Raw genomic sequence first — 17,836 nt, 5'->3', positions numbered from 1 at the left:
GGCTTTTTGTTTGGGCGGCCTCAGATCTCGACCTGGGTGCCCAGCTCGATCACCCGGTTCACCGGCAGCTTGAAAAAGCGCAGGTTGCCGTTGGCGTTCTTCAACATGAAGGCGAACAGCACTTCGCGCCAGCGGGCCATGCCCACCAGCTTGGAGGCGATCACCGTCTCGCGGCTGAGGAAGTAGGTGGTGCGCATCGGACTGAAGTCCAGCTCGTCCAGGTGACACAGCTTCAGGGCCTCGGGCACGTCCGGCTCGTCGGTGAAACCAAAGTGCAGGATCACCCGGAAGAAGCCTTCGCCATAGGAATCCACCTCGAACCGGCGCTGGGCCGGCACCCGTGGAATGTCCTCGTAGACCACCGTCAACAACACCACTTGCTCATGCAGCACCTGGTTGTGCAGCAGGTTATGCAACAAGGCATGGGGCACGGCGTCCGGGCGGGCGGTAAGGAACACCGCGGTACCCTGGACCCGATGCGGTGGCTGCACGCGGATGCTGCCGATGAAGATCGGCAATGGCAGGCCGCCTTCGTCCAGGCGGTCCACCAGCAGCTCCTTGCCGCGCTTCCAGGTGGTCATCAGGACGAACAGCACGATCCCCGCCAGTACCGGGAAGGCACCGCCCTGGACGATCTTCGGCACGTTGGCGGCGAAGAACAGCCCATCCACCAAGAGGAAACCCAACAGCACTGGCAAGGCTAGCACCGGCGACCATTTCCACAGCAGCAGCATTACCGCCGACACCAGGATGCTGGTGATCAGCATGGTGCCGGTCACCGCCACGCCATAGGCCGACGCCAGGGCACCGGAGGATTCGAAGCCCAGCACCAGCAGGATCACCCCCACCATCAGCGACCAGTTCACCGCACCGATGTAGATCTGCCCTTGCTCGGCGCTGGAAGTGTGCTGGATGTACATCCGCGGGATGTACCCCAGCTGGATGGCCTGGCGGGTCAGGGAGAAGGCGCCGGATATCACCGCCTGGGAAGCGATCACCGTGGCCAGGGTCGCCAGCCCCACCAGCGGGATCAGCGCCCAGCCCGGTGCCAGCAGGTAGAACGGGTTGCGCGCCGCCTCGGGGTTTTCCAGCAGCAATGCGCCCTGGCCGAAGTAGTTCAGCACCAGCGCCGGCAACACCAGGGCGAACCAGGCCCGGGCGATGGGCTTGCGCCCGAAGTGACCCATGTCGGCATACAGCGCCTCGGCACCGGTCAGGGCCAGTACCACGGCCCCCAGGATCGCCACGCCCATGCCCGGATGGGAGATGAAGAAGCGCACGGCCCATACCGGGTTCAACGCCTGCAACACTTCCGGATGCTGGGCGATGCCATGGATACCCAAGCCCCCAAGGACCAGGAACCAGGCCACCATCACCGGACCGAACAGCTTGCCGATGCGATCGGTGCCGTGCTTCTGGATCAGGAACAGGGCCACCAAGACCACCAGGGCCAATGGCACGACCCAATGCTCCAGGCCACTGAACGCCAGCTCCAGCCCCTCGACCGCCGAGAGCACCGAAATCGCCGGGGTAATCATGCTGTCGCCATAGAACAACGAGGCGCCGATCAGGCCAAGGATCACCAGCACCGAGCGCAAGCGCGGATAGGGCGCCGATGCCCGACGGGCCAGCGCCGTCAGGGCCATGATCCCGCCCTCGCCCTGGTTGTCGGCACGCAGGATGAACAACACGTACTTGATCGAGACGACCCAGACCAGCGACCAGAAGATCAGCGCCAGGATGCCGAACACACCATCGTGGTTGACCTGGACGCCATAACTGCCGGAAAAGACTTCTTTGAGGGTATAGAGCGGGCTGGTACCGATGTCGCCATAAACCACCCCTACCGCGGCGACCAGCATGCTCAACGGCCGCGCGGCCGAATGCTCGGCGTCCGCCGCCTGACTACTTGCCTGACCCATCCAATACTCCTGATTCCAGACCCGGCTTCTTAGAATGAAACGCTATGCTTTGGTATTGCAGCATGTGCGGCTTTACTTGTTGTTACAGACGTTTGATTGACTGAAAGAATTCGCCTATGTGCAACGGCGCGAAGCATAGCGCAGCACTCGTCGTATTTCCCTGCATAAAGCTGGTCAAGTGCGCTGCTCATCGCTAGAATTGCGCACTTTTTGATCAGAGGCGCCCCAAACGCCCGTTCACCGCCAGCGCATCCATGCAGATCGCCGAGCGGCCAGACACCTATACCGAGGTTAGACATGTCCACCCCTACCGCGCCAGCCAACCCCAAGGTCGGCTTCGTTTCCCTGGGTTGCCCCAAGGCTCTGGTCGATTCCGAGCGCATCCTCACTCAACTGCGCATGGAAGGCTATGACGTGGTATCCACCTACCAGGATGCCGATGTCGTGGTGGTCAATACTTGCGGCTTCATCGACTCGGCCAAGGCCGAATCCCTGGAAGTGATCGGCGAAGCCATCAAGGAGAACGGCAAGGTCATCGTGACCGGCTGCATGGGCGTGGAAGAAGGCAACATCCGCGAGGTGCACCCCAGCGTGCTGGCCGTAACCGGACCGCAGCAGTACGAGCAAGTGGTCAGCGCCGTGCATGAAGTGGTACCGCCCAAGCAGGACCACAACCCGCTGATCGACCTGGTGCCGCCGCAAGGCATCAAGCTGACCCCACGGCACTACGCCTACCTGAAGATTTCCGAAGGCTGCAACCACAGCTGCAGCTTCTGCATCATCCCGTCGATGCGCGGCAAGCTGGTCAGCCGCCCGGTGGGCGACGTGCTCGACGAAGCCCAGCGCCTGGTCAAGTCCGGGGTCAAGGAGTTGCTGGTGATCTCCCAGGACACCAGCGCCTACGGCGTCGACGTCAAGTACCGCACCGGCTTCTGGAACGGCGCGCCGGTCAAGACGCGCATGACCGAGCTTTGCGAAGCCCTGAGCACCCTGGGCGTCTGGGTCCGGCTGCACTATGTCTATCCATACCCGCACGTCGACGAGCTGATCCCGCTGATGGCCGCCGGCAAGATCCTGCCGTACCTGGACATCCCGTTCCAGCACGCCAGCCCGAAAGTGCTCAAGGCCATGAAGCGCCCGGCCTTCGAGGACAAGACCCTGGCCCGGATCAAGGCCTGGCGCCAGGTCTGCCCCGAGCTGATCATCCGCTCCACCTTCATCGTCGGTTTCCCCGGCGAAACCGAGGAAGACTTCCAGTACCTGCTGGACTGGCTGACCGAAGCCCAGCTGGACCGCGTCGGCTGCTTCCAGTACTCGCCGGTGGAAGGCGCCCCGGCCAACGACCTGGACCTGGAAGTGGTGCCCGATGACGTCAAGCAGGATCGCTGGGAGCGCTTCATGGCGCACCAGCAGGAAATCAGCTCGGCACGCCTGCAACAGCGCGTCGGCAAGGAAATCGAAGTACTGATCGACGAAGTCGACGAGCAAGGCGCCGTGGGCCGCTGCTTCTTCGATGCTCCGGAAATCGACGGCAACGTCTTCATCGACAATGCCAGCTACCTGAAGCCGGGCGACAAGGTCCGCTGCCGGGTGACCGACGCCGACGAGTACGATCTCTGGGCCGAGATCCTATAAGGCATAAAAAACCGCCAAGCCCCGCTCTCGCGACGAGATGCGGGGCTTTTTTAGGTCTATCGTTTGCTCTGGAATGCGCTTCAACCTCGGCCCAAGGAGCAGGCGGCATGCGCCAACATCCAGTCATCCATACCCCGAAATTCAGCGACTACCCGGAACTGACCCAGGTCTGGGAAGCCTCGGTGCGCGCCACCCACGACTTTCTCCCGGATAGCTATATCGAGCTGTTGAGGAACCTGGTGCTGACCCGCTACCTGGATGCGGTGATGCTGATCTGTACCCGCGACCAGCGCCAGCGCATCAGTGGTTTCGCCGGGGTCGCGGCGGGCAAGGTGGAAATGCTGTTCATTCATCCGGACCACCGCGGCCAGGGGCTGGGCCGGCAGTTGCTGCACTACGCCGTGGAACACCTGAACGCCATCCAGCTGGACGTCAACGAACAGAACCCCCAGGCCCTGGGGTTCTACTTCAAACAGGGTTTCGAGATCGTCGGTCGCTCGGAACAGGATGGCATGGGCCAGCCCTACCCTTTGCTGCACATGCGCCTGAAACAGCCGCAGGCGCAGGCGCGAAGCGGCTAATGGCCACAGCCGGTGAATGGACCCGCATTAACCGGCGCTGGGCAGGTACAATAGCTGCCCTCTTTTGCAACGGCCCCTGTCATGACCGACCCGATTCGTCTTTCCAAACGCCTCATCGAGCTGGTTGGCTGCTCCCGCCGGGAGGCCGAGCTGTTCATCGAAGGCGGCTGGGTCACCGTGGATGGCGAAGTCATCGACGAGCCACAGTTCAAGGTCGGCGCCCAGAAGGTGGTCCTCGACCCCGAGGCCAAGGCCACCGCTCCGGAGCCTGTGACCATCCTGCTCAATGTGCCCGCCGGCCAGGACCTGGAAAGCGCCCGGCTGTCGATCAGCGCCGCCAGCCTGTCGGATGAGCATCGCTTCGGCAAACGCCCCCTGCGCGGGCATTTTGCCCGCCTCAATGCCTGCGACGACCTGCAACCCGGCGCCAGCGGCCTGTTGGTGTTCACCCAGGACTGGCGGGTTCAGCGCAAGCTCAGTGCCGATGCCTCCAGAATCGAACAGGAATACCTGGTCGAGGTTTCCGGGCAGATGATCGAGCACGGCTTCAATCGCCTGAACCACGGCGTGACCTACAAGGGCCGCGAGCTGCCGCCGGTGAAGGCCAGCTGGCAGAGCGAGAACCGCCTGCGCTTCGCCCTGAAGAATCCGCAACCCGGGGTGATCGCGCTGTTCTGCCAGGCCGTAGGCCTGCAGGTCATCGCCATCCGCCGGATCCGCATCGGCGGCGTATCGATCGGCAAGGTGCCGCTGGGCCAGTGGCGCTACCTGTCGGCCAAAGAGAAATTCTGAATTCCCCAGCCCCTGCCCTCGTTCGGTACAGGTGCACAGACCAGGACCCTCAACATGATCCACAACGACGTACTGCGCAGCGTGCGCTACATGCTCGACATCAGCGACCAGAAGATGGTCGATATCATCAAGCTCACCGGTTTCAGCGTCAGCCTGGAAGAAGTCGTCAGCTACCTGAAGAAGGACGAGGAAGAGGGCTTCATGCGCTGCCCGGACCAGACCATGGCGTACTTCCTCGATGGCCTGGTGATCTTCAAGCGCGGCAAGGATGACAGCCGCCCGCCGCTGCCGATCGAACTGCCGGTGACCAACAACATCATCCTGAAGAAATTGCGCGTGGCCTTCGAGCTCAAGGAGGACGACATGCATGCCGTGCTCAAGGCGGCCAACTTCCCGGTGTCCAAGCCGGAGTTGAGCGCCCTGTTCCGCAAGTTCGGACACAACAACTACCGGCCTTGCGGTGACCAGTTGCTGCGCAACTTCCTCAAGGGCCTGACCCTGCGCGTGCGCGGCTAAGTCAGGCGACCATGACCTACAGCGTCTCCCCCATCGGCTTCGTGCGTTCCTGTTTCAAGGAGAAGTTCGCCATCCCGCGCCAGCCGCAACTGGCACCCGCCGCCCGCGGTGTGCTGGAGCTGGTGCCGCCTTTCGACCAGGGCGACGCAATCCAGGGGCTGGAGCAGGTCAGCCATGTCTGGCTGCTGTTCCTCTTCCACCAGGCCCTGGAGGACAAGCCACGACTCAAGGTGCGTCCGCCACGCCTGGGAGGCAACAAGTCCATGGGCGTCTTCGCCACCCGGGCCACCCACAGGCCCAACGGCATCGGCCAGTCGGTGGTCAAGCTGGACCGGGTCGAGGCGGATCGCCTGTGGATTTCCGGCATCGACCTGCTCGATGGCACGCCCATCCTCGACATCAAGCCCTACGTGCCCTATGCCGACATCGTCAACGGGGCCAGCAATGAAATCGCCAGCACCGCGCCACTGCTCATTCCGGTGCAATGGCAACCCCAGGCCCTGGAACAAGCACGGCTGCACGCCTTGCGCCTGCAGGAGCCATTGCTGGAACTGATCGAGCAGTGCCTGGCCCAGGACCCTCGTCCGGCCTATCAGGCGCCCAGCCCGGAACGCGAGTACGGTGCCCAGTTCTGGGACCTGGACGTGCGCTGGCATTACCCCGAGCCCGGACTGATCCGGGTATTGGCAGTGGTGCCGGCCAACTGATCCTGCGCAAACAAAAAAGCCCGCGCTGCCTTCTCAGGCAACGCGGGCTTTTTGCAGGATGCGAGACGCTTATTTCTCGACGAAGGCGCGCTCGATCAGGTAGTCACCCGGCTCGCGCATGCGCGGCGACACGGTCAGGCCGAAGCTGTTGAGCACTTCACTGGTTTCTTCCAGCATGCTCGGGCTACCGCACAGCATGGCGCGGTCGTCCTGAGGGTTGATCGGCGGCAGGCCGATGTCGCGGAACAGCTTGCCGCTGCGCATCAGGTCGGTCAGGCGGCCTTCGTTCTCGAACGGTTCGCGAGTCACGGTGGGGTAGTAGATCAGCTTCTCGCGCAGGGCCTCGCCGAAGAACTCGTTCTGCGGCAGGTGCTCGGTGATGAACTCGCGGTAAGCGACTTCATTGACGTAGCGTACGCCGTGGCACAGGATCACTTTTTCGAAACGCTCGTAGGTTTCCGGATCCTGGATCACGCTCATGAACGGTGCCAGGCCGGTACCGGTGCTGAGCAGATAGAGGTGCTTGCCAGGCTTCAGGTCGTCCAGTACCAGGGTTCCGGTTGGTTTCTTGCTGATGATGATCTCGTCGCCTTCCTTCAGGTGCTGCAGCTGGGAGGTCAGCGGACCGTCGGGAACCTTGATGCTGAAGAATTCGAGATGCTCTTCCCAGTTCGGGCTGGCAATGGAGTAAGCACGCATAAGCGGACGGCCGTTGGGCTGTTGCAGGCCGATCATCACGAACTGACCGTTCTCGAAGCGCAGGCCCGGATCGCGGGTGCACTTGAAGCTGAACAGAGTGTCGTTCCAGTGATGAACACTGAGGACACGCTCGTGGTTCATGTTGCTCATGTACAGGGACTCCTAGAAATTGCCTGCGCCGACCATGAGCGCAATTGCACAGCATTCTAATGGCAGCGACAATATCTGTTAACTGGATTATTAAGATAAGGGTTATCGGTTATATAGATATGCGATTCACTCTCCGTCAACTCCAGGTTTTCGTCGCCGTCGCCCAGCAAGAGAGCGTCTCCCGGGCCGCCGGACTCCTTGCCCTGTCGCAATCGGCAGCGAGTACCTCGATCACCGAACTCGAGCGCCAGTCCAGCTGCCAGTTATTCGATCGGGCCGGCAAACGCCTGAGTCTCAACGCCCTGGGCAAGCAATTGCTGCCTCAAGCCGTGGCACTGCTGGACCAGGCCAAGGAAATCGAAGACCTGCTCAATGGCAAGTCAGGTTTCGGCTCGCTGTCGGTGGGCGCGACCCTGACCATCGGCAATTACCTGGCGACCTTGCTGATCGGCAGCTTCATGCAGGTGCACCCCGAAAGCCAGGTCAAGCTCCATGTGCAAAACACTGCGCACATCGTGCAACAGGTCGCCCACTACGAAATTGATCTGGGTCTAATCGAGGGCGACTGCAATCACCCGGACATCGAAGTGCAAAGCTGGGTCGAGGACGAGCTGGTGGTGTTCTGCGCACCGCAACATCCGCTGGCCAAACGTGGCCATGCCACCATGGAGGAATTGACTCGCGAAGCCTGGATCCTTCGCGAACAGGGTTCGGGAACACGGTTGACCTTCGACCAGGCCATGCGTCACCACCGTAGTGCGTTGAATATTCGCCTGGAGCTCGAACACACCGAGGCCATCAAGCGCGCCGTGGAGTCGGGATTGGGGATTGGCTGTATTTCCCGGCTGGCGCTGCGCGATGCGTTTCGTCGCGGCAGCCTGGTACCGGTGGAGACACCGGGCCTGGACCTGGCCAGGCAGTTCTATTTCATCTGGCACAAGCAGAAATACCAGACTTCGGCCATGCGTGAGTTCCTGGAACTGTGCCGTTCGTTCACGGCAGGCGTGCGACGCAGCGACGAGATAGTGCTGCCAAGCATTCCCTAGATCAGGATCACCGTCCAGACGATGGTGATCATGCTCAGGGCGACGAACTGCGCGGCGCTGCCCATATCCTTGGCGTTCTTCGACAACGGATGGCGATCCAGGGAAATCCGGTCGATGGCCGCCTCCACCGCCGAGTTGAGCAGCTCGACGATCAGCGCCAGCAGGCACACGGCGATCAACAACGCCCGCTCGACCCGGCTGACGTTGAGCAAGAAGCTCAGGGGGACGAGGATCACATTGAGCAGTACCAGCTGCCGAAAGGCCGCCTCGCCTGTGAAAGCCGCGCGCAAGCCGTCGAAGGAATAGCCTGCGGCATTGAGGATACGTTTAAGACCGGTTTGACCTTTGAAAGGCGACATAAGCAGAGCAACTGAAAAGAAGGAGTGAGGAAACTAGTTCAACAAAAGTCAAAAAAGCGTGAACGAACCGCCGATCAATGACCGGAAATTGACTCAAGTTGTTGCAAGAGCAGCGCCGCCTGAGTCCGGGTACGAACGCCCAGTTTGCGGAAGATCGCGGTCACATGGGCCTTGATCGTCGCCTCCGACACATTCAGCTCATAAGCGATCTGCTTGTTCAGCAAGCCTTCGCACACCATGGTCAGAACCCGGAACTGCTGGGGTGTCAGGCTCGCCAGGCCTTCGCTGGCCGCCTTGGCCTCTTCCGAGACACTGACTTCTTCGAAGGCTTGCGGCGGCCACCAGACATCACCATCCAGCACGCTGCGCACGGCTTGCTGGATAACCTCCAGGGAGCTGGACTTGGGAATGAAGCCACTGGCACCGAACTCGCGGGAGCGGACCATGACGGATGCTTCTTCCTGGGCCGAGACCATCACAACCGGAATCTGCGGGTACTGGCCTCGCAGTAGCACCAGTCCGGAAAAGCCATAGGCGCCGGGCATGTTCAGGTCCAGGAGGACCAGGTCCCAATCGGCTTTTTCGGTAAGGCGGGTTTCCAGTTCGGCGATGCTCGCCACTTCAACCAGGCGCACGTCGGAACCCAGGCCCAAGGTAACGGCCTGGTGCAGCGCACTGCGAAAAAGCGGGTGGTCATCGGCAATCAGGATGTCGTATGTGGCCATTTTTCAGATGATCCTGTTTTCATGGCAGGACTGATGCATTCAATCCTCACCAAAGCACGGGGCTCGCCAGAATGCGGCACCCAAAGAGCACGAACGCCGCGAAAAGCCTGAGTAAAACGGCGGTTCAAACAGCGCTGGCGCCCTAACCGGCGCCAAGCATGCCCAGCGAAGCCGGGGTGGTCAAGTTCGAAGCTTTGCGGCATCTTGGCCAGCTAACTAATAAGAGAGCCATCATGCGCAGCCAAGCCTTGCGTGCCGACGCCCTGATGCTGGTCACCGCAGTGATCTGGGGCTCGGCCTTTGTCGCACAAACCTCCGGCATGAATCACATCGGCCCCTTCCTTTATTCCGGCCTGCGTTTTGCCCTTGGATCGCTATGCCTGCTACCCCTGGTGCTGCGCCGCCCGCCCCACGACCGACCGCCCGAACCCATGCTCACCCGAGGCCTGCTGCTGGGGGGCGTGCTCATGGGCCTGGCGCTCGCCCTGGGGATCAACCTGCAACAAGTCGGGCTGATGTTCACCAGCGTCACCAATGCCGGATTCATCACTGGCCTGTATGTCATTGTAGTGCCGCTGCTGGGCTTGCTGATCGGCCAGCGGACCGGGCTGGGTACCTGGCTTGGCGCGGTACTGGCCGTGCTGGGCATGTTCCTGTTGAGTGTCGGCGACAATTTCCATGTCGCGCCGGGCGACTGGCTGCAACTGATCGGCGCTTTCGTCTGGGGCGGACATGTGATCCTGGTGGGTCTCTTTGCCAGTCGTCACGATCCGATTCGCCTGGCCTTCCTGCAGTTCGCCACCTGCTCGGTGGCGAGCCTGGTCCTTGCGTTGTGCCTGGAGCCAATCCATTGGCCTGCCATAATCAGCGCCGGGCCAGCCATTCTTTATGGTGGAGTGGTTGCCGTCGGCATCGGCTATACCTTACAGGTGATCGCACAGAAAGACGCCATTGCCTCCCATGCAGCCATCATCTTGTCCCTGGAAGCGGTATTCGCAGCCATTGCCGGAGCCTGGCTGCTGGATGAATCACTGCAAATGCGCGGCTACATCGGCTGCGCCCTGATGCTCACGGGAATGCTGGTGGCGCAACTCTGGCCTCTGGTCCCAAAAATAAACGCCGGGACTACACAAAAGGCTTGAGCCGGGCATGGACCTCGTCGTCCGGATCGATCGCCTTCTGGAATTTCGCCGACAGGTAGTGGGTGCTGAACACATCGAGATAGGCATCCAGTACCTGGCTGACCTGCTCGTCGCCGGCCAGCTCCAGGCATAACGCCGCCACCTCCGCCGTACAAAAGTGATCGTCGCGCTTGGAGCGGCGCAGCTTGTAACGTGAAAGCCGCTCGGACGAAAGGCTCAGCACCGGCAGATGCTCCAGGTACGGGCTCTTGCGGAACATCTTGCGAGCTTCGCTCCAGGTGGCGTCCAGCAGGATGAACAGGGGACGCTTGCCCTCCTGGCGCCGGACCTCGGTAACCACCCGCTGCGGCGCCACGAACTCCCCCGGAAACACGATATACGGCTGCCATTGCGGATCGGCCAGAAGCGCCAGCAACTGTGGATCCACCTCGGTGCGCGACCAGTGAAACGCCGAAGTGTCGGCAACCACGTCGGCGATCAGCCAGCCGGTATTGCTCGGTTTGAGCGGCTCGACATCGTGCATCACCAGGCACATGGCTGAGTCGGCCGTGACCTTGGGTCGCCAGGCACACAGGCAATGGCTGGGGATCACCCGGCAACGCGGGCAGCGTTCAGCCCGGGAACCACGGGCGACAAAGGGCTTGAGCACGCGAGCCATACGCTGGTCGCGTAGACGGGAAACCGCATGGCTCATCGCTGGCCACACCGGCAAGAGGTGGGAATCGACACAAAAATGACTCGAAGAGGAAAAGTCGCGCAAGTTTATCAGAGCTATCTATCCAAACCTGTACCGCCTTCCCGACTCTGCACCTATAATCCGACGCCACTGAACGCACAGTCGAGTGACGGGTCGAAACATCAGTCACTGCACCAGGAGAGTTTCATGTTGCGCTTTACCATTCCTACCGTCGCCCTTCTGCTGGCCCTGCCCCTGGGTGCCCAGGCGGCGTCGCTGCAAGAATTCGAACTGAGCAAGATGCTGGAGAAGGTCGCAGCGGAAAGCAACATCGGCACTCCCCGGGAAATCAACGAAAACATCCTTGACCAGGGGTACACCGTCGACGGCAAGGAGTTGATCAACCACTTGAGCGTCCAGGCTGCCCACGCCGCGCAAATGCGCGCCAACCCCAAGGCCGTCTACCTGCAACTGGGAGCCAGCGTCTGCCGCAACCCTAATTATCGCAAACTGATGGCCAAGGGCGCGGTCATGCGTTACGAGTTCACCGAGAACCGGACCAATCGCCCGGTGGCCTCCGCGCGCTTCCAGGAATCGGACTGCCCATCACAAGGCGCCCCAAAGAAGAAATGATCAATCGTGGGCTGCGCGCCGCTGCTGATCGTCGGCGCGCAACTCCGCCACCAGAGCCTGCAAATAAGGCGAAGGCCGTTCCTCTCCCGCCAAACGACGGCGACACTCCTCCTCCAGGCTCAATCGATGGGCTGCCGCGGCTTCCTGTAATACTTGGTAGAGCTGCGGATCGATATCCAGCGTGACCGTGGTCATCCATTGCCTCCATGCGCCTGGCCGATGCCGACAAAAACCATGCAAACCTCGCCCCGGACTCACTTCCAGATCATGCGCTACCACTTAGTAAATCAGAGCCTGCAAGCGCTGCCGCTTCTTCTGATAAGCGGCGCGCACAGCTGAAAAATCAGCAAGAAGCAGTTGCCAGCCAAGACTTCATGGGCACATGATCGAACCATGTTAAGAGATTCCCGATGATTGCCCACGGCGGTTCAGGAGGCCGTCAACCGCGTCTTGCAGTGCACGTTTTTCTCATATAAAGGAAAGCAGGACCTCTGAGGGCGAGCCGGCTACGCCCCACAATCGCCAGTCGTGACCGGATCGAAGAACTGCCCAGGCCGCCAGCCTGGCAGACGGCGACACAGGCAGTGTCGTGGCGCGCTGGTACATGCCGGGCGTGCATCAGGTTCTGTGCAGAAGGAGAAGCTGAATGCCCTACCAAACGAATGAGCTGCTGGCCCGCCACTTTCAAAGCAATGGCATCGACTTCACGAGCCAGGTCGAAAAGCAACTTACCCTGATTGCCCCCAACAGCCCGAACATCCCTCTTTATCGCGATATGGTCCTTACCGTCCTGCGCATGGCCGAAGAGGACCTCAACCGCTGGAACGCCAAGATCACCTTGCAGGCCCTACGGGAACTGGAGCACGCCTTCAGGGTGCTCGAGCAATTCAAGGGCCGGCGCAAGGTAACGGTGTTCGGCTCGGCCCGTACGCCCAGCGAACATCCGCTGTATGCCATGGCCAGGGAACTGGGGGCGGCCCTGGCTCGCTCTGACCTGATGGTCATCACCGGAGCCGGCGGCGGCATCATGGCCGCGGCCCACGATGGTGCCGGATTGGAACACAGCCTGGGCTTCAACATCACCCTACCCTTCGAACAGCACGCCAACCCAACCGTTGGCGGTACCGAAAACCTGCTGTCATTCCACTTCTTCTTCACCCGCAAGCTGTTCTTCGTCAAGGAAGCCGACGCCCTGGTGCTGTGCCCCGGCGGCTTCGGCACTCTCGATGAAGCCCTCGAAGTGCTGACCCTGATCCAGACCGGCAAGAGCCCGCTGGTACCCGTGGTGTTGCTGGACACTCCCGGAGGGCAGTTCTGGCAAGGCGCCCTGGATTTCATCCAGAACCAGCTGGAAGCCAATCGCTACATCCTGCCCAGTGACATGAAGCTGATGCGCCTGGTGCACAGCACCGAAGAAGCGGTACAGGAAATCCAGCAGTTCTATGCCAACTTCCACTCCAGTCGCTGGCTCAAGCAGCAGTTCGTCATCCGCATGAACCACAACCTCAATGAGCAGGCACTGCAGAGGATCCACAAGGAGTTCGCCGACCTGTGCCTGAGCGGCCAGTTCCACCAGCATGCCTACAGCGCCGAAGAGCAGGACGACGTGCAATTCAGCCATCTGGCGCGGCTGTCGTTCGCTTTCAATGCCCGTGACAATGGCCGCCTGCGCGAGCTTATCGACTTCATCAACCGGCCGGAAAACTGGTCCAGGCAACAAGCCAAGGCCGCACCGCGAGAAAGGGAAACCAGCAAGGCCAACTGATCGACACCCTCGCCCGCTGCTTCATGCGGCGGGCAAGCTCTCAATCATCCAGGCCGCGACGGCTCAACACGCGATTGATCATTTCCATGGGGTATCCACGGTATGCCAGGAAACGTCCTTGGCGGGCACGCTCCCGGGCATCGGCTGGTAGCTGCCCGGCGAACTTGCGCTGCCAGACATCCCGTAGTTGCTCCTGCCAGTCGATTCCGCACTCACGCAAGGCAAGTTCGATATCACTGCGTTGCAAACCACGCTGGCCAAGCTCTTCACGGATGCGCATAGGCCCGTAGCCCGAGCGGGCACGGTAGGAAATGAAGCTTTCGAGATAGCGGGATTCGGACAACAAACCCTCTTCCGTCAAGCGGTCGAGAGCAGTGTCGATCATTTCAGGAGAGGCGCCGCGCTGACGCAACTTGCGCGTCAGCTCGACTCGACCATGCTCGCGTCGCGCGAGCAGGTCCATTGCAGCTCGCCGCACCGCGACGAGGGTATCGAGTACGGCGATCATGGGGCCAATCAGAAGTCAGCGTCGGCCATGTCGTCTTCGGTCTCTTTGACCGGGTTGGACTTGAGGTCCGGCGAACCGCTCAACAGCTTGTCGCGGATCTGCTTCTCCAACGCGTTGCCGATTTCCGGGTTGTCCTGCAGGAACTTGGCCGAGTTGGCCTTGCCCTGGCCGATCTTGTTGCCCTGGTAGCTGTACCAGGCACCGGATTTCTCCAGGAAGCCATGCAGCACGCCCAGGTCGATGATCTCGCCGTTGAGGTAGATGCCCTTGCCGTAGAGGATCTGGAACTCGGCCTGGCGGAAAGGGGGAGCCACCTTGTTCTTGACGATCTTGACCCGAGTCTCGCTGCCCACCACCTCGTCGCCTTCCTTCACCGCGCCGGTACGGCGGATGTCGAGACGAACGGAAGCGTAGAACTTCAGGGCGTTACCACCGGTGGTGGTTTCCGGGCTACCGAACATCACGCCGATCTTCATACGGATCTGGTTGATGAAGATAACCAGGCAGTTGGCGTTCTTGATGTTACCGGTGATCTTGCGCAGCGCCTGGGACATCAGGCGGGCTTGCAAGCCCACGTGCATGTCGCCCATCTCGCCTTCGATCTCGGCCTTGGGTACCAGGGCCGCCACGGAGTCGACGATGATCACGTCAACCGCATTGGAACGCACCAGCATGTCGGTGATTTCCAGGGCCTGCTCGCCGGTATCCGGCTGGGAAACCAGCAGGTCGTCGACATTGACGCCCAGCTTGCCAGCGTATTCCGGGTCCAGGGCGTGCTCGGCGTCGACGAACGCGCAGGTAGCGCCGGCTTTCTGTGCCTGGGCGATGACCGACAGGGTCAGGGTAGTTTTACCGGACGACTCAGGACCGTAGATTTCAACGATACGGCCTTTCGGCAGGCCGCCAATGCCCAGAGCGATGTCCAGACCCAGAGAGCCAGTGGAAATGGCCGGGATCGCCTGGCGGTCATGATCGCCCATACGCATTACGGCACCCTTGCCGAATTGACGTTCGATCTGACCCAGGGCCGCAGCCAAGGCTTTCTTCTTGTTGTCGTCCATTAAAGTCCTCACGTAATCAATAAGGCCTGACGGCCAACACCTGTATAAGTAGCCAGTATTATTCCACAGCGTTCGCAGATCGCCTACCCCTGATTTGCGATTTCTGCCGCCGCATGTTGCAGCAGCCCCTCTAGGGCGGCCTTCACCGTTTGTCGGCGGACTTCATCGCGGTTGCCGGGGAAGTGCCGGCACTCGCTCACCTGTCGCTCGCCCACGCCCCAGGCCAGCCATACGGTGCCCACCGGCTTTTGCGGCGAGCCGCCATCCGGTCCGGCGATGCCACTGACCGCCACGGCGAAACGCGCATGACTGCGAGCCTGGGCGCCACGGACCATGGCCTCCACCACTTCGCGGCTGACGGCTCCCACCGACTCGAAAAGCCCCGTGGGCACCCCCAATTGCTCGGTCTTCTGGCGATTGGAATAGGTCACGTAGCCAGCCTCGAACCAGGCCGAGCTGCCCGGTACCCGGGTGATGGCCTCGGCGATCCCGCCGCCCGTGCAAGACTCCGCCGTACTGACGTGGGCATTGAGAACCTGCAGGCGACGGCCAAGTTCCGCGGCAAGCTGGGTGATTTCTTTCACATTGATCTCCTGATGAGGCGGGCATGTGCCTAACCTACACCAGGCCCCATGGCTTGCAAGTGACACGCCGTCCCAGGGCCCTCAACCCTCGTGAGGCCAGGGCCCTGGGGCAGATCAACCCAGGAAGTCCCAGGTTAGGGCAATGCCAGCGGGTCGTGGGGTGCTGGCAGGCACCGAAGTACCCAGCCACAGCCCTTTACCCGCAGGAACGAACAATGGATAGGGCAACACGACTTCCGAATGCGACCCGGCGGCGCTGTTGCCATTGCCCGAGAAAATGATGGGCACGGTCCTGTCGCCGGGCATTGTCGGCGCCACCTGGCCACAGTAGAGGTCGACAGCGCCGTTGGATGGCGCGATGTACCCCGTGCGAAGGGTGACGCCATGGGTATTCTTGGCCGGATCCACGATGGTGGTGATGCCGGCCGGAATCGGATAGATCGATACGAAGTGGTTACCCACTGGAACTGCTTCCATTTTTTCACCTTGAAGTCGATTGTCCTGCGCAGGATTGCGCAAGAAGCGTCGCTCGAGGGCGATGAGGGGAGCTCCAGGCTCTCTGGCTCGTGCGCGATGCAGGGCATTGCGTGTCCCATGAAGACTCCGTATCCATGCCGCTCGAAGGCAATCGCACGAAGTTCCCAAGCTTCACGCAATGCTGCCTGCCACAGCACCTACACCGCGTTCAGCGCCACTTTCAACGACGCCAGGGTATTGGTGACCTGGTAGTTGTTGGTGTCCGAGCCCTGGTAGATCACCCGGTAGTTGCCCTGGTCGATCACCTTGGAAACGCTGCCTACGGAAACCAGCGCCGCCTGACCGTTCACCGCGGTCACCGAAATGTATTTCTCAGCCATTTTTGTTTCTCCTTACTATTTGAATGTCTCCCCGGACACCCTTGTCCGGGAAGTTTTTTGCACCCGGCCAACCACCCGGCAGATCTCTGCCCTGCCGACCGTTTACGGTGCAAAAGAGCTAGCTACTCCCCTGCCGACGGGCCTTGGGAAACAGCATTCGTCACCACCCTGGCGCGGCCGCACCAAGGCGCATGATGATGAGAGAAGGCTCAACCGGGCTCGAACGCCCCCTGTTCCGTGGTGGCCGCCGTCCCCATGCCAGGCGCTCGCCCGAGGTTCAAGCCCTTCACATGATTCAAGGTGCCGCAACGCGAGCACTTGATCTGGAGCTCCGTGAACTCGCCCACCCGGGCGAGCAGTCGTTTACAACTACCGCACCTGCATTCTTTGAGCATCTTGCAATTCCTTCGATTTCAACCGCCCAGCCCACAAGAGCCGGGCTGCGAGCCACCCCGCCACCTAGGCGCCCAGGCAACTGGCGCTGACCAGGCAGCGATAGCTCTGTTCACGGCTGCCGCTGGCCGTCACCTTGTCGATCGACCAGCGCCCCTGCATGAACCCCGGCCAGCTTGAATCCAGCAACAGCAAGCCTTCGGCCGCCAGGGCGGGATTGCCCGGGCAATCGATGTTGACCTTGCGCGCCGCCCGCTCCAGCTTGCGTATCTCGCCTTCCGCCGCTGCCCGTGCCTCGACCTCGCTCTGATACCGCTGGCGCAAGGTCTTGAACGGCTTGAGTCCCAGGCTCACCCGCCGCTCCTGGCCCGCCGCACCATCCCACCAGGCGGTGATGCAACCGCCGTACTTCATCCGTGCCGTCTCGTCGAGCGAGGCAGTGATGAAGGCCCGGTCCCCCGGGCGATTGTCACGGGTCACGCTCAGCGTCACATCTTCCAGCGGCTTGCCCGAGAGGGACTTGACCTGGCCGCTGCGGGCCAGCACATAAAGGCCGTTGATCGGCTTGGTGACCGCGTCGTAGCGCCGGGCCAGGCGCGTCAGGAAGCCCATGTCGGTTTCGTTGGACTGGTCGATGTGCTCGATGACCTTGCCTTCGAGCTCCGCAGCCACCCTGGGTGAAAAACCATGGCGGCTGACCAGTTGGCGAAACAGCGCGCCGAGGGTCGTGGGTCCATGGCTGGCACTGCGACGCTGGCGGAAACCACTCTCATCGGCCGCGCCGAAGGGCGCGGCGGTGGCCACCAGCTTCAAGCGCATGGGAAACAGCAACGGGGTGCGCTGGTTCACCACGAACAAGCCCTTGTCCACCAACCCGGTTTCCCGATAGCCGACCCGCAAGCCGATCTTCCCGCCCAGGCTCGGCAGGCCCTCCAGGCCCTCGATGTCCAGGGTCAGTTGGAGCTGGTCGGACTCGATGCCCGCGGCATCCACATGCTGCCAATCCAGCAAGCGCTGCATGATCAGCTCCGAGTTGGCGCCGTAGATCTCCACCACCGGTGTAAATCCAAGTGTCATGTGGCCTC

Annotated in this window: 22 protein-coding genes; 9 read left to right on the top strand and 13 right to left on the bottom strand. The window is 61.5% G+C overall.

The window, feature by feature from the left end:
• Nucleotides 1-20: 20 nt before the first annotated feature.
• Complete coding sequence (locus tag ACK6AU_RS00785) at nucleotides 21-1,862, bottom strand: potassium transporter Kup (RefSeq protein ID WP_409297283.1); 1,842 nt, start codon at nucleotides 1,860-1,862, stop codon at nucleotides 21-23.
• Between the two features lie 357 nt (nucleotides 1,863-2,219).
• Between ACK6AU_RS00785 and rimO the strand changes: the two genes are divergently transcribed.
• The 5 genes from rimO to tsaA all read left to right on the top strand — a co-directional run bounded on the left by rimO (nucleotide 2,220) and on the right by tsaA (nucleotide 6,153).
• Nucleotides 2,220-3,557: a 30S ribosomal protein S12 methylthiotransferase RimO gene (rimO, locus tag ACK6AU_RS00780; protein WP_409297232.1), complete on the top strand. Its 1,338-nt coding sequence runs from the start codon at nucleotides 2,220-2,222 to the stop codon at nucleotides 3,555-3,557.
• 107 nt (nucleotides 3,558-3,664) lie between these two features.
• The gene (locus tag ACK6AU_RS00775) at nucleotides 3,665-4,138 is read left to right on the top strand and encodes a GNAT family N-acetyltransferase (protein WP_152896802.1); all 474 of its coding nucleotides are present in this window, start codon (nucleotides 3,665-3,667) and stop codon (nucleotides 4,136-4,138) included.
• 81 nt (nucleotides 4,139-4,219) lie between these two features.
• Nucleotides 4,220-4,930 (top strand): rRNA pseudouridine synthase, encoded by a 711-nt coding sequence (locus ACK6AU_RS00770; RefSeq protein ID WP_185697851.1) that lies wholly within the window; start codon nucleotides 4,220-4,222, stop codon nucleotides 4,928-4,930.
• Between the two features lie 54 nt (nucleotides 4,931-4,984).
• Entirely contained in the window at nucleotides 4,985-5,446 is a 462-nt protein-coding gene (locus ACK6AU_RS00765; protein ID WP_185697850.1) for a DUF1456 family protein, read from the top strand.
• An 11-nt stretch (nucleotides 5,447-5,457) separates the two neighbouring features.
• Nucleotides 5,458-6,153, top strand: coding sequence for a tRNA (N6-threonylcarbamoyladenosine(37)-N6)-methyltransferase TrmO (tsaA, locus tag ACK6AU_RS00760; RefSeq protein ID WP_409297229.1), 696 nt, complete (start codon nucleotides 5,458-5,460; stop codon nucleotides 6,151-6,153).
• 69 nt (nucleotides 6,154-6,222) lie between these two features.
• Here the strand turns inward: tsaA and fpr are convergent, their stop codons facing one another.
• Complete coding sequence (fpr, locus tag ACK6AU_RS00755) at nucleotides 6,223-7,002, bottom strand: ferredoxin-NADP reductase (protein ID WP_016966062.1); 780 nt, start codon at nucleotides 7,000-7,002, stop codon at nucleotides 6,223-6,225.
• 119 nt (nucleotides 7,003-7,121) lie between these two features.
• Here fpr and ACK6AU_RS00750 point away from each other — a divergent pair, with 119 nt between their 5' ends.
• Nucleotides 7,122-8,048 (top strand): LysR family transcriptional regulator, encoded by a 927-nt coding sequence (locus ACK6AU_RS00750; protein ID WP_185697848.1) that lies wholly within the window; start codon nucleotides 7,122-7,124, stop codon nucleotides 8,046-8,048.
• Here ACK6AU_RS00750 and ACK6AU_RS00745 read toward each other — a convergent pair.
• Together ACK6AU_RS00745 and erdR are read right to left on the bottom strand one after the other, a co-directional pair.
• Nucleotides 8,045-8,413, bottom strand: a complete 369-nt coding sequence (locus ACK6AU_RS00745) for a diacylglycerol kinase (RefSeq protein WP_409297281.1) — start codon at nucleotides 8,411-8,413, stop codon at nucleotides 8,045-8,047. The two genes, ACK6AU_RS00750 and ACK6AU_RS00745, sit on opposite strands and share 4 nt — an antisense overlap.
• 68 nt (nucleotides 8,414-8,481) lie before the next feature.
• Nucleotides 8,482-9,132, bottom strand: a complete 651-nt coding sequence (erdR, locus tag ACK6AU_RS00740; protein ID WP_185697847.1) for a response regulator transcription factor ErdR — start codon at nucleotides 9,130-9,132, stop codon at nucleotides 8,482-8,484.
• A gap of 233 nt (nucleotides 9,133-9,365) precedes the next feature.
• Here erdR and ACK6AU_RS00735 point away from each other — a divergent pair, with 233 nt between their 5' ends.
• A complete protein-coding gene (locus ACK6AU_RS00735; protein ID WP_409297227.1) occupies nucleotides 9,366-10,274 on the top strand; it encodes a DMT family transporter in 909 nt (302 codons plus the stop codon).
• On the opposite strand, the gene ACK6AU_RS00730 is transcribed toward ACK6AU_RS00735, so the two are convergent.
• A complete protein-coding gene (locus ACK6AU_RS00730) occupies nucleotides 10,258-10,968 on the bottom strand; it encodes a tRNA-uridine aminocarboxypropyltransferase (RefSeq protein WP_185697845.1) in 711 nt (236 codons plus the stop codon). The genes ACK6AU_RS00735 and ACK6AU_RS00730 overlap by 17 nt on opposite strands.
• Nucleotides 10,969-11,157: 189 nt before the next feature.
• On the opposite strand from ACK6AU_RS00730, the gene ACK6AU_RS00725 reads away from it, so the two are divergent.
• The gene (locus ACK6AU_RS00725) at nucleotides 11,158-11,583 is read left to right on the top strand and encodes a quorum-sensing-regulated virulence factor family protein (RefSeq protein WP_185697844.1); all 426 of its coding nucleotides are present in this window, start codon (nucleotides 11,158-11,160) and stop codon (nucleotides 11,581-11,583) included.
• Here ACK6AU_RS00725 and ACK6AU_RS00720 read toward each other — a convergent pair whose 3' ends face one another.
• Nucleotides 11,584-11,778: a hypothetical protein gene (locus ACK6AU_RS00720; protein WP_185697843.1), complete on the bottom strand. Its 195-nt coding sequence runs from the start codon at nucleotides 11,776-11,778 to the stop codon at nucleotides 11,584-11,586.
• 451 nt (nucleotides 11,779-12,229) lie between these two features.
• On the opposite strand from ACK6AU_RS00720, the gene ACK6AU_RS00715 reads away from it, so the two are divergent.
• On the top strand, nucleotides 12,230-13,348 hold the full coding sequence (locus tag ACK6AU_RS00715; RefSeq protein ID WP_409297224.1) for a TIGR00730 family Rossman fold protein: 1,119 nt from the start codon (nucleotides 12,230-12,232) through the stop codon (nucleotides 13,346-13,348).
• 40 nt (nucleotides 13,349-13,388) lie between these two features.
• Here ACK6AU_RS00715 and recX read toward each other — a convergent pair whose 3' ends face one another.
• The 7 genes from recX to ACK6AU_RS00680 form a co-directional block, all read right to left on the bottom strand.
• Nucleotides 13,389-13,856 carry a recombination regulator RecX gene (gene recX, locus ACK6AU_RS00710; RefSeq protein WP_409297222.1) on the bottom strand — a complete coding sequence of 156 codons (468 nt, stop codon included), beginning with the start codon at nucleotides 13,854-13,856 and terminating at the stop codon, nucleotides 13,389-13,391.
• A gap of 8 nt (nucleotides 13,857-13,864) precedes the next feature.
• Nucleotides 13,865-14,917 (bottom strand): recombinase RecA, encoded by a 1,053-nt coding sequence (gene recA / locus ACK6AU_RS00705; protein WP_068580539.1) that lies wholly within the window; start codon nucleotides 14,915-14,917, stop codon nucleotides 13,865-13,867.
• Nucleotides 14,918-15,000: 83 nt separating this feature from the next.
• Nucleotides 15,001-15,501, bottom strand: coding sequence for a CinA family protein (locus ACK6AU_RS00700; protein WP_185697840.1), 501 nt, complete (start codon nucleotides 15,499-15,501; stop codon nucleotides 15,001-15,003).
• 114 nt (nucleotides 15,502-15,615) lie between these two features.
• Nucleotides 15,616-15,978: a hypothetical protein gene (locus ACK6AU_RS00695; RefSeq protein ID WP_241109014.1), complete on the bottom strand. Its 363-nt coding sequence runs from the start codon at nucleotides 15,976-15,978 to the stop codon at nucleotides 15,616-15,618.
• A gap of 197 nt (nucleotides 15,979-16,175) precedes the next feature.
• On the bottom strand, nucleotides 16,176-16,358 hold the full coding sequence (locus ACK6AU_RS00690) for a hypothetical protein (protein WP_022642646.1): 183 nt from the start codon (nucleotides 16,356-16,358) through the stop codon (nucleotides 16,176-16,178).
• Between the two features lie 209 nt (nucleotides 16,359-16,567).
• Nucleotides 16,568-16,753 (bottom strand): Com family DNA-binding transcriptional regulator, encoded by a 186-nt coding sequence (locus tag ACK6AU_RS00685; protein WP_185697838.1) that lies wholly within the window; start codon nucleotides 16,751-16,753, stop codon nucleotides 16,568-16,570.
• A 64-nt stretch (nucleotides 16,754-16,817) separates the two neighbouring features.
• On the bottom strand, nucleotides 16,818-17,828 hold the full coding sequence (locus ACK6AU_RS00680) for a contractile injection system protein, VgrG/Pvc8 family (RefSeq protein WP_185697837.1): 1,011 nt from the start codon (nucleotides 17,826-17,828) through the stop codon (nucleotides 16,818-16,820).
• Between the last annotated feature and the right edge of the window lie 8 nt (nucleotides 17,829-17,836).

Origin of the sequence: Pseudomonas sp. KCJK8993 (assembly GCF_046230915.1) — a bacterium.
Classification (GTDB): domain Bacteria; phylum Pseudomonadota; class Gammaproteobacteria; order Pseudomonadales; family Pseudomonadaceae; genus Aquipseudomonas; species Aquipseudomonas piscis.
The sequence above is the reverse complement of the archived record's forward strand: the minus strand, read 5'-3'. Positions and strand labels throughout refer to the sequence as shown.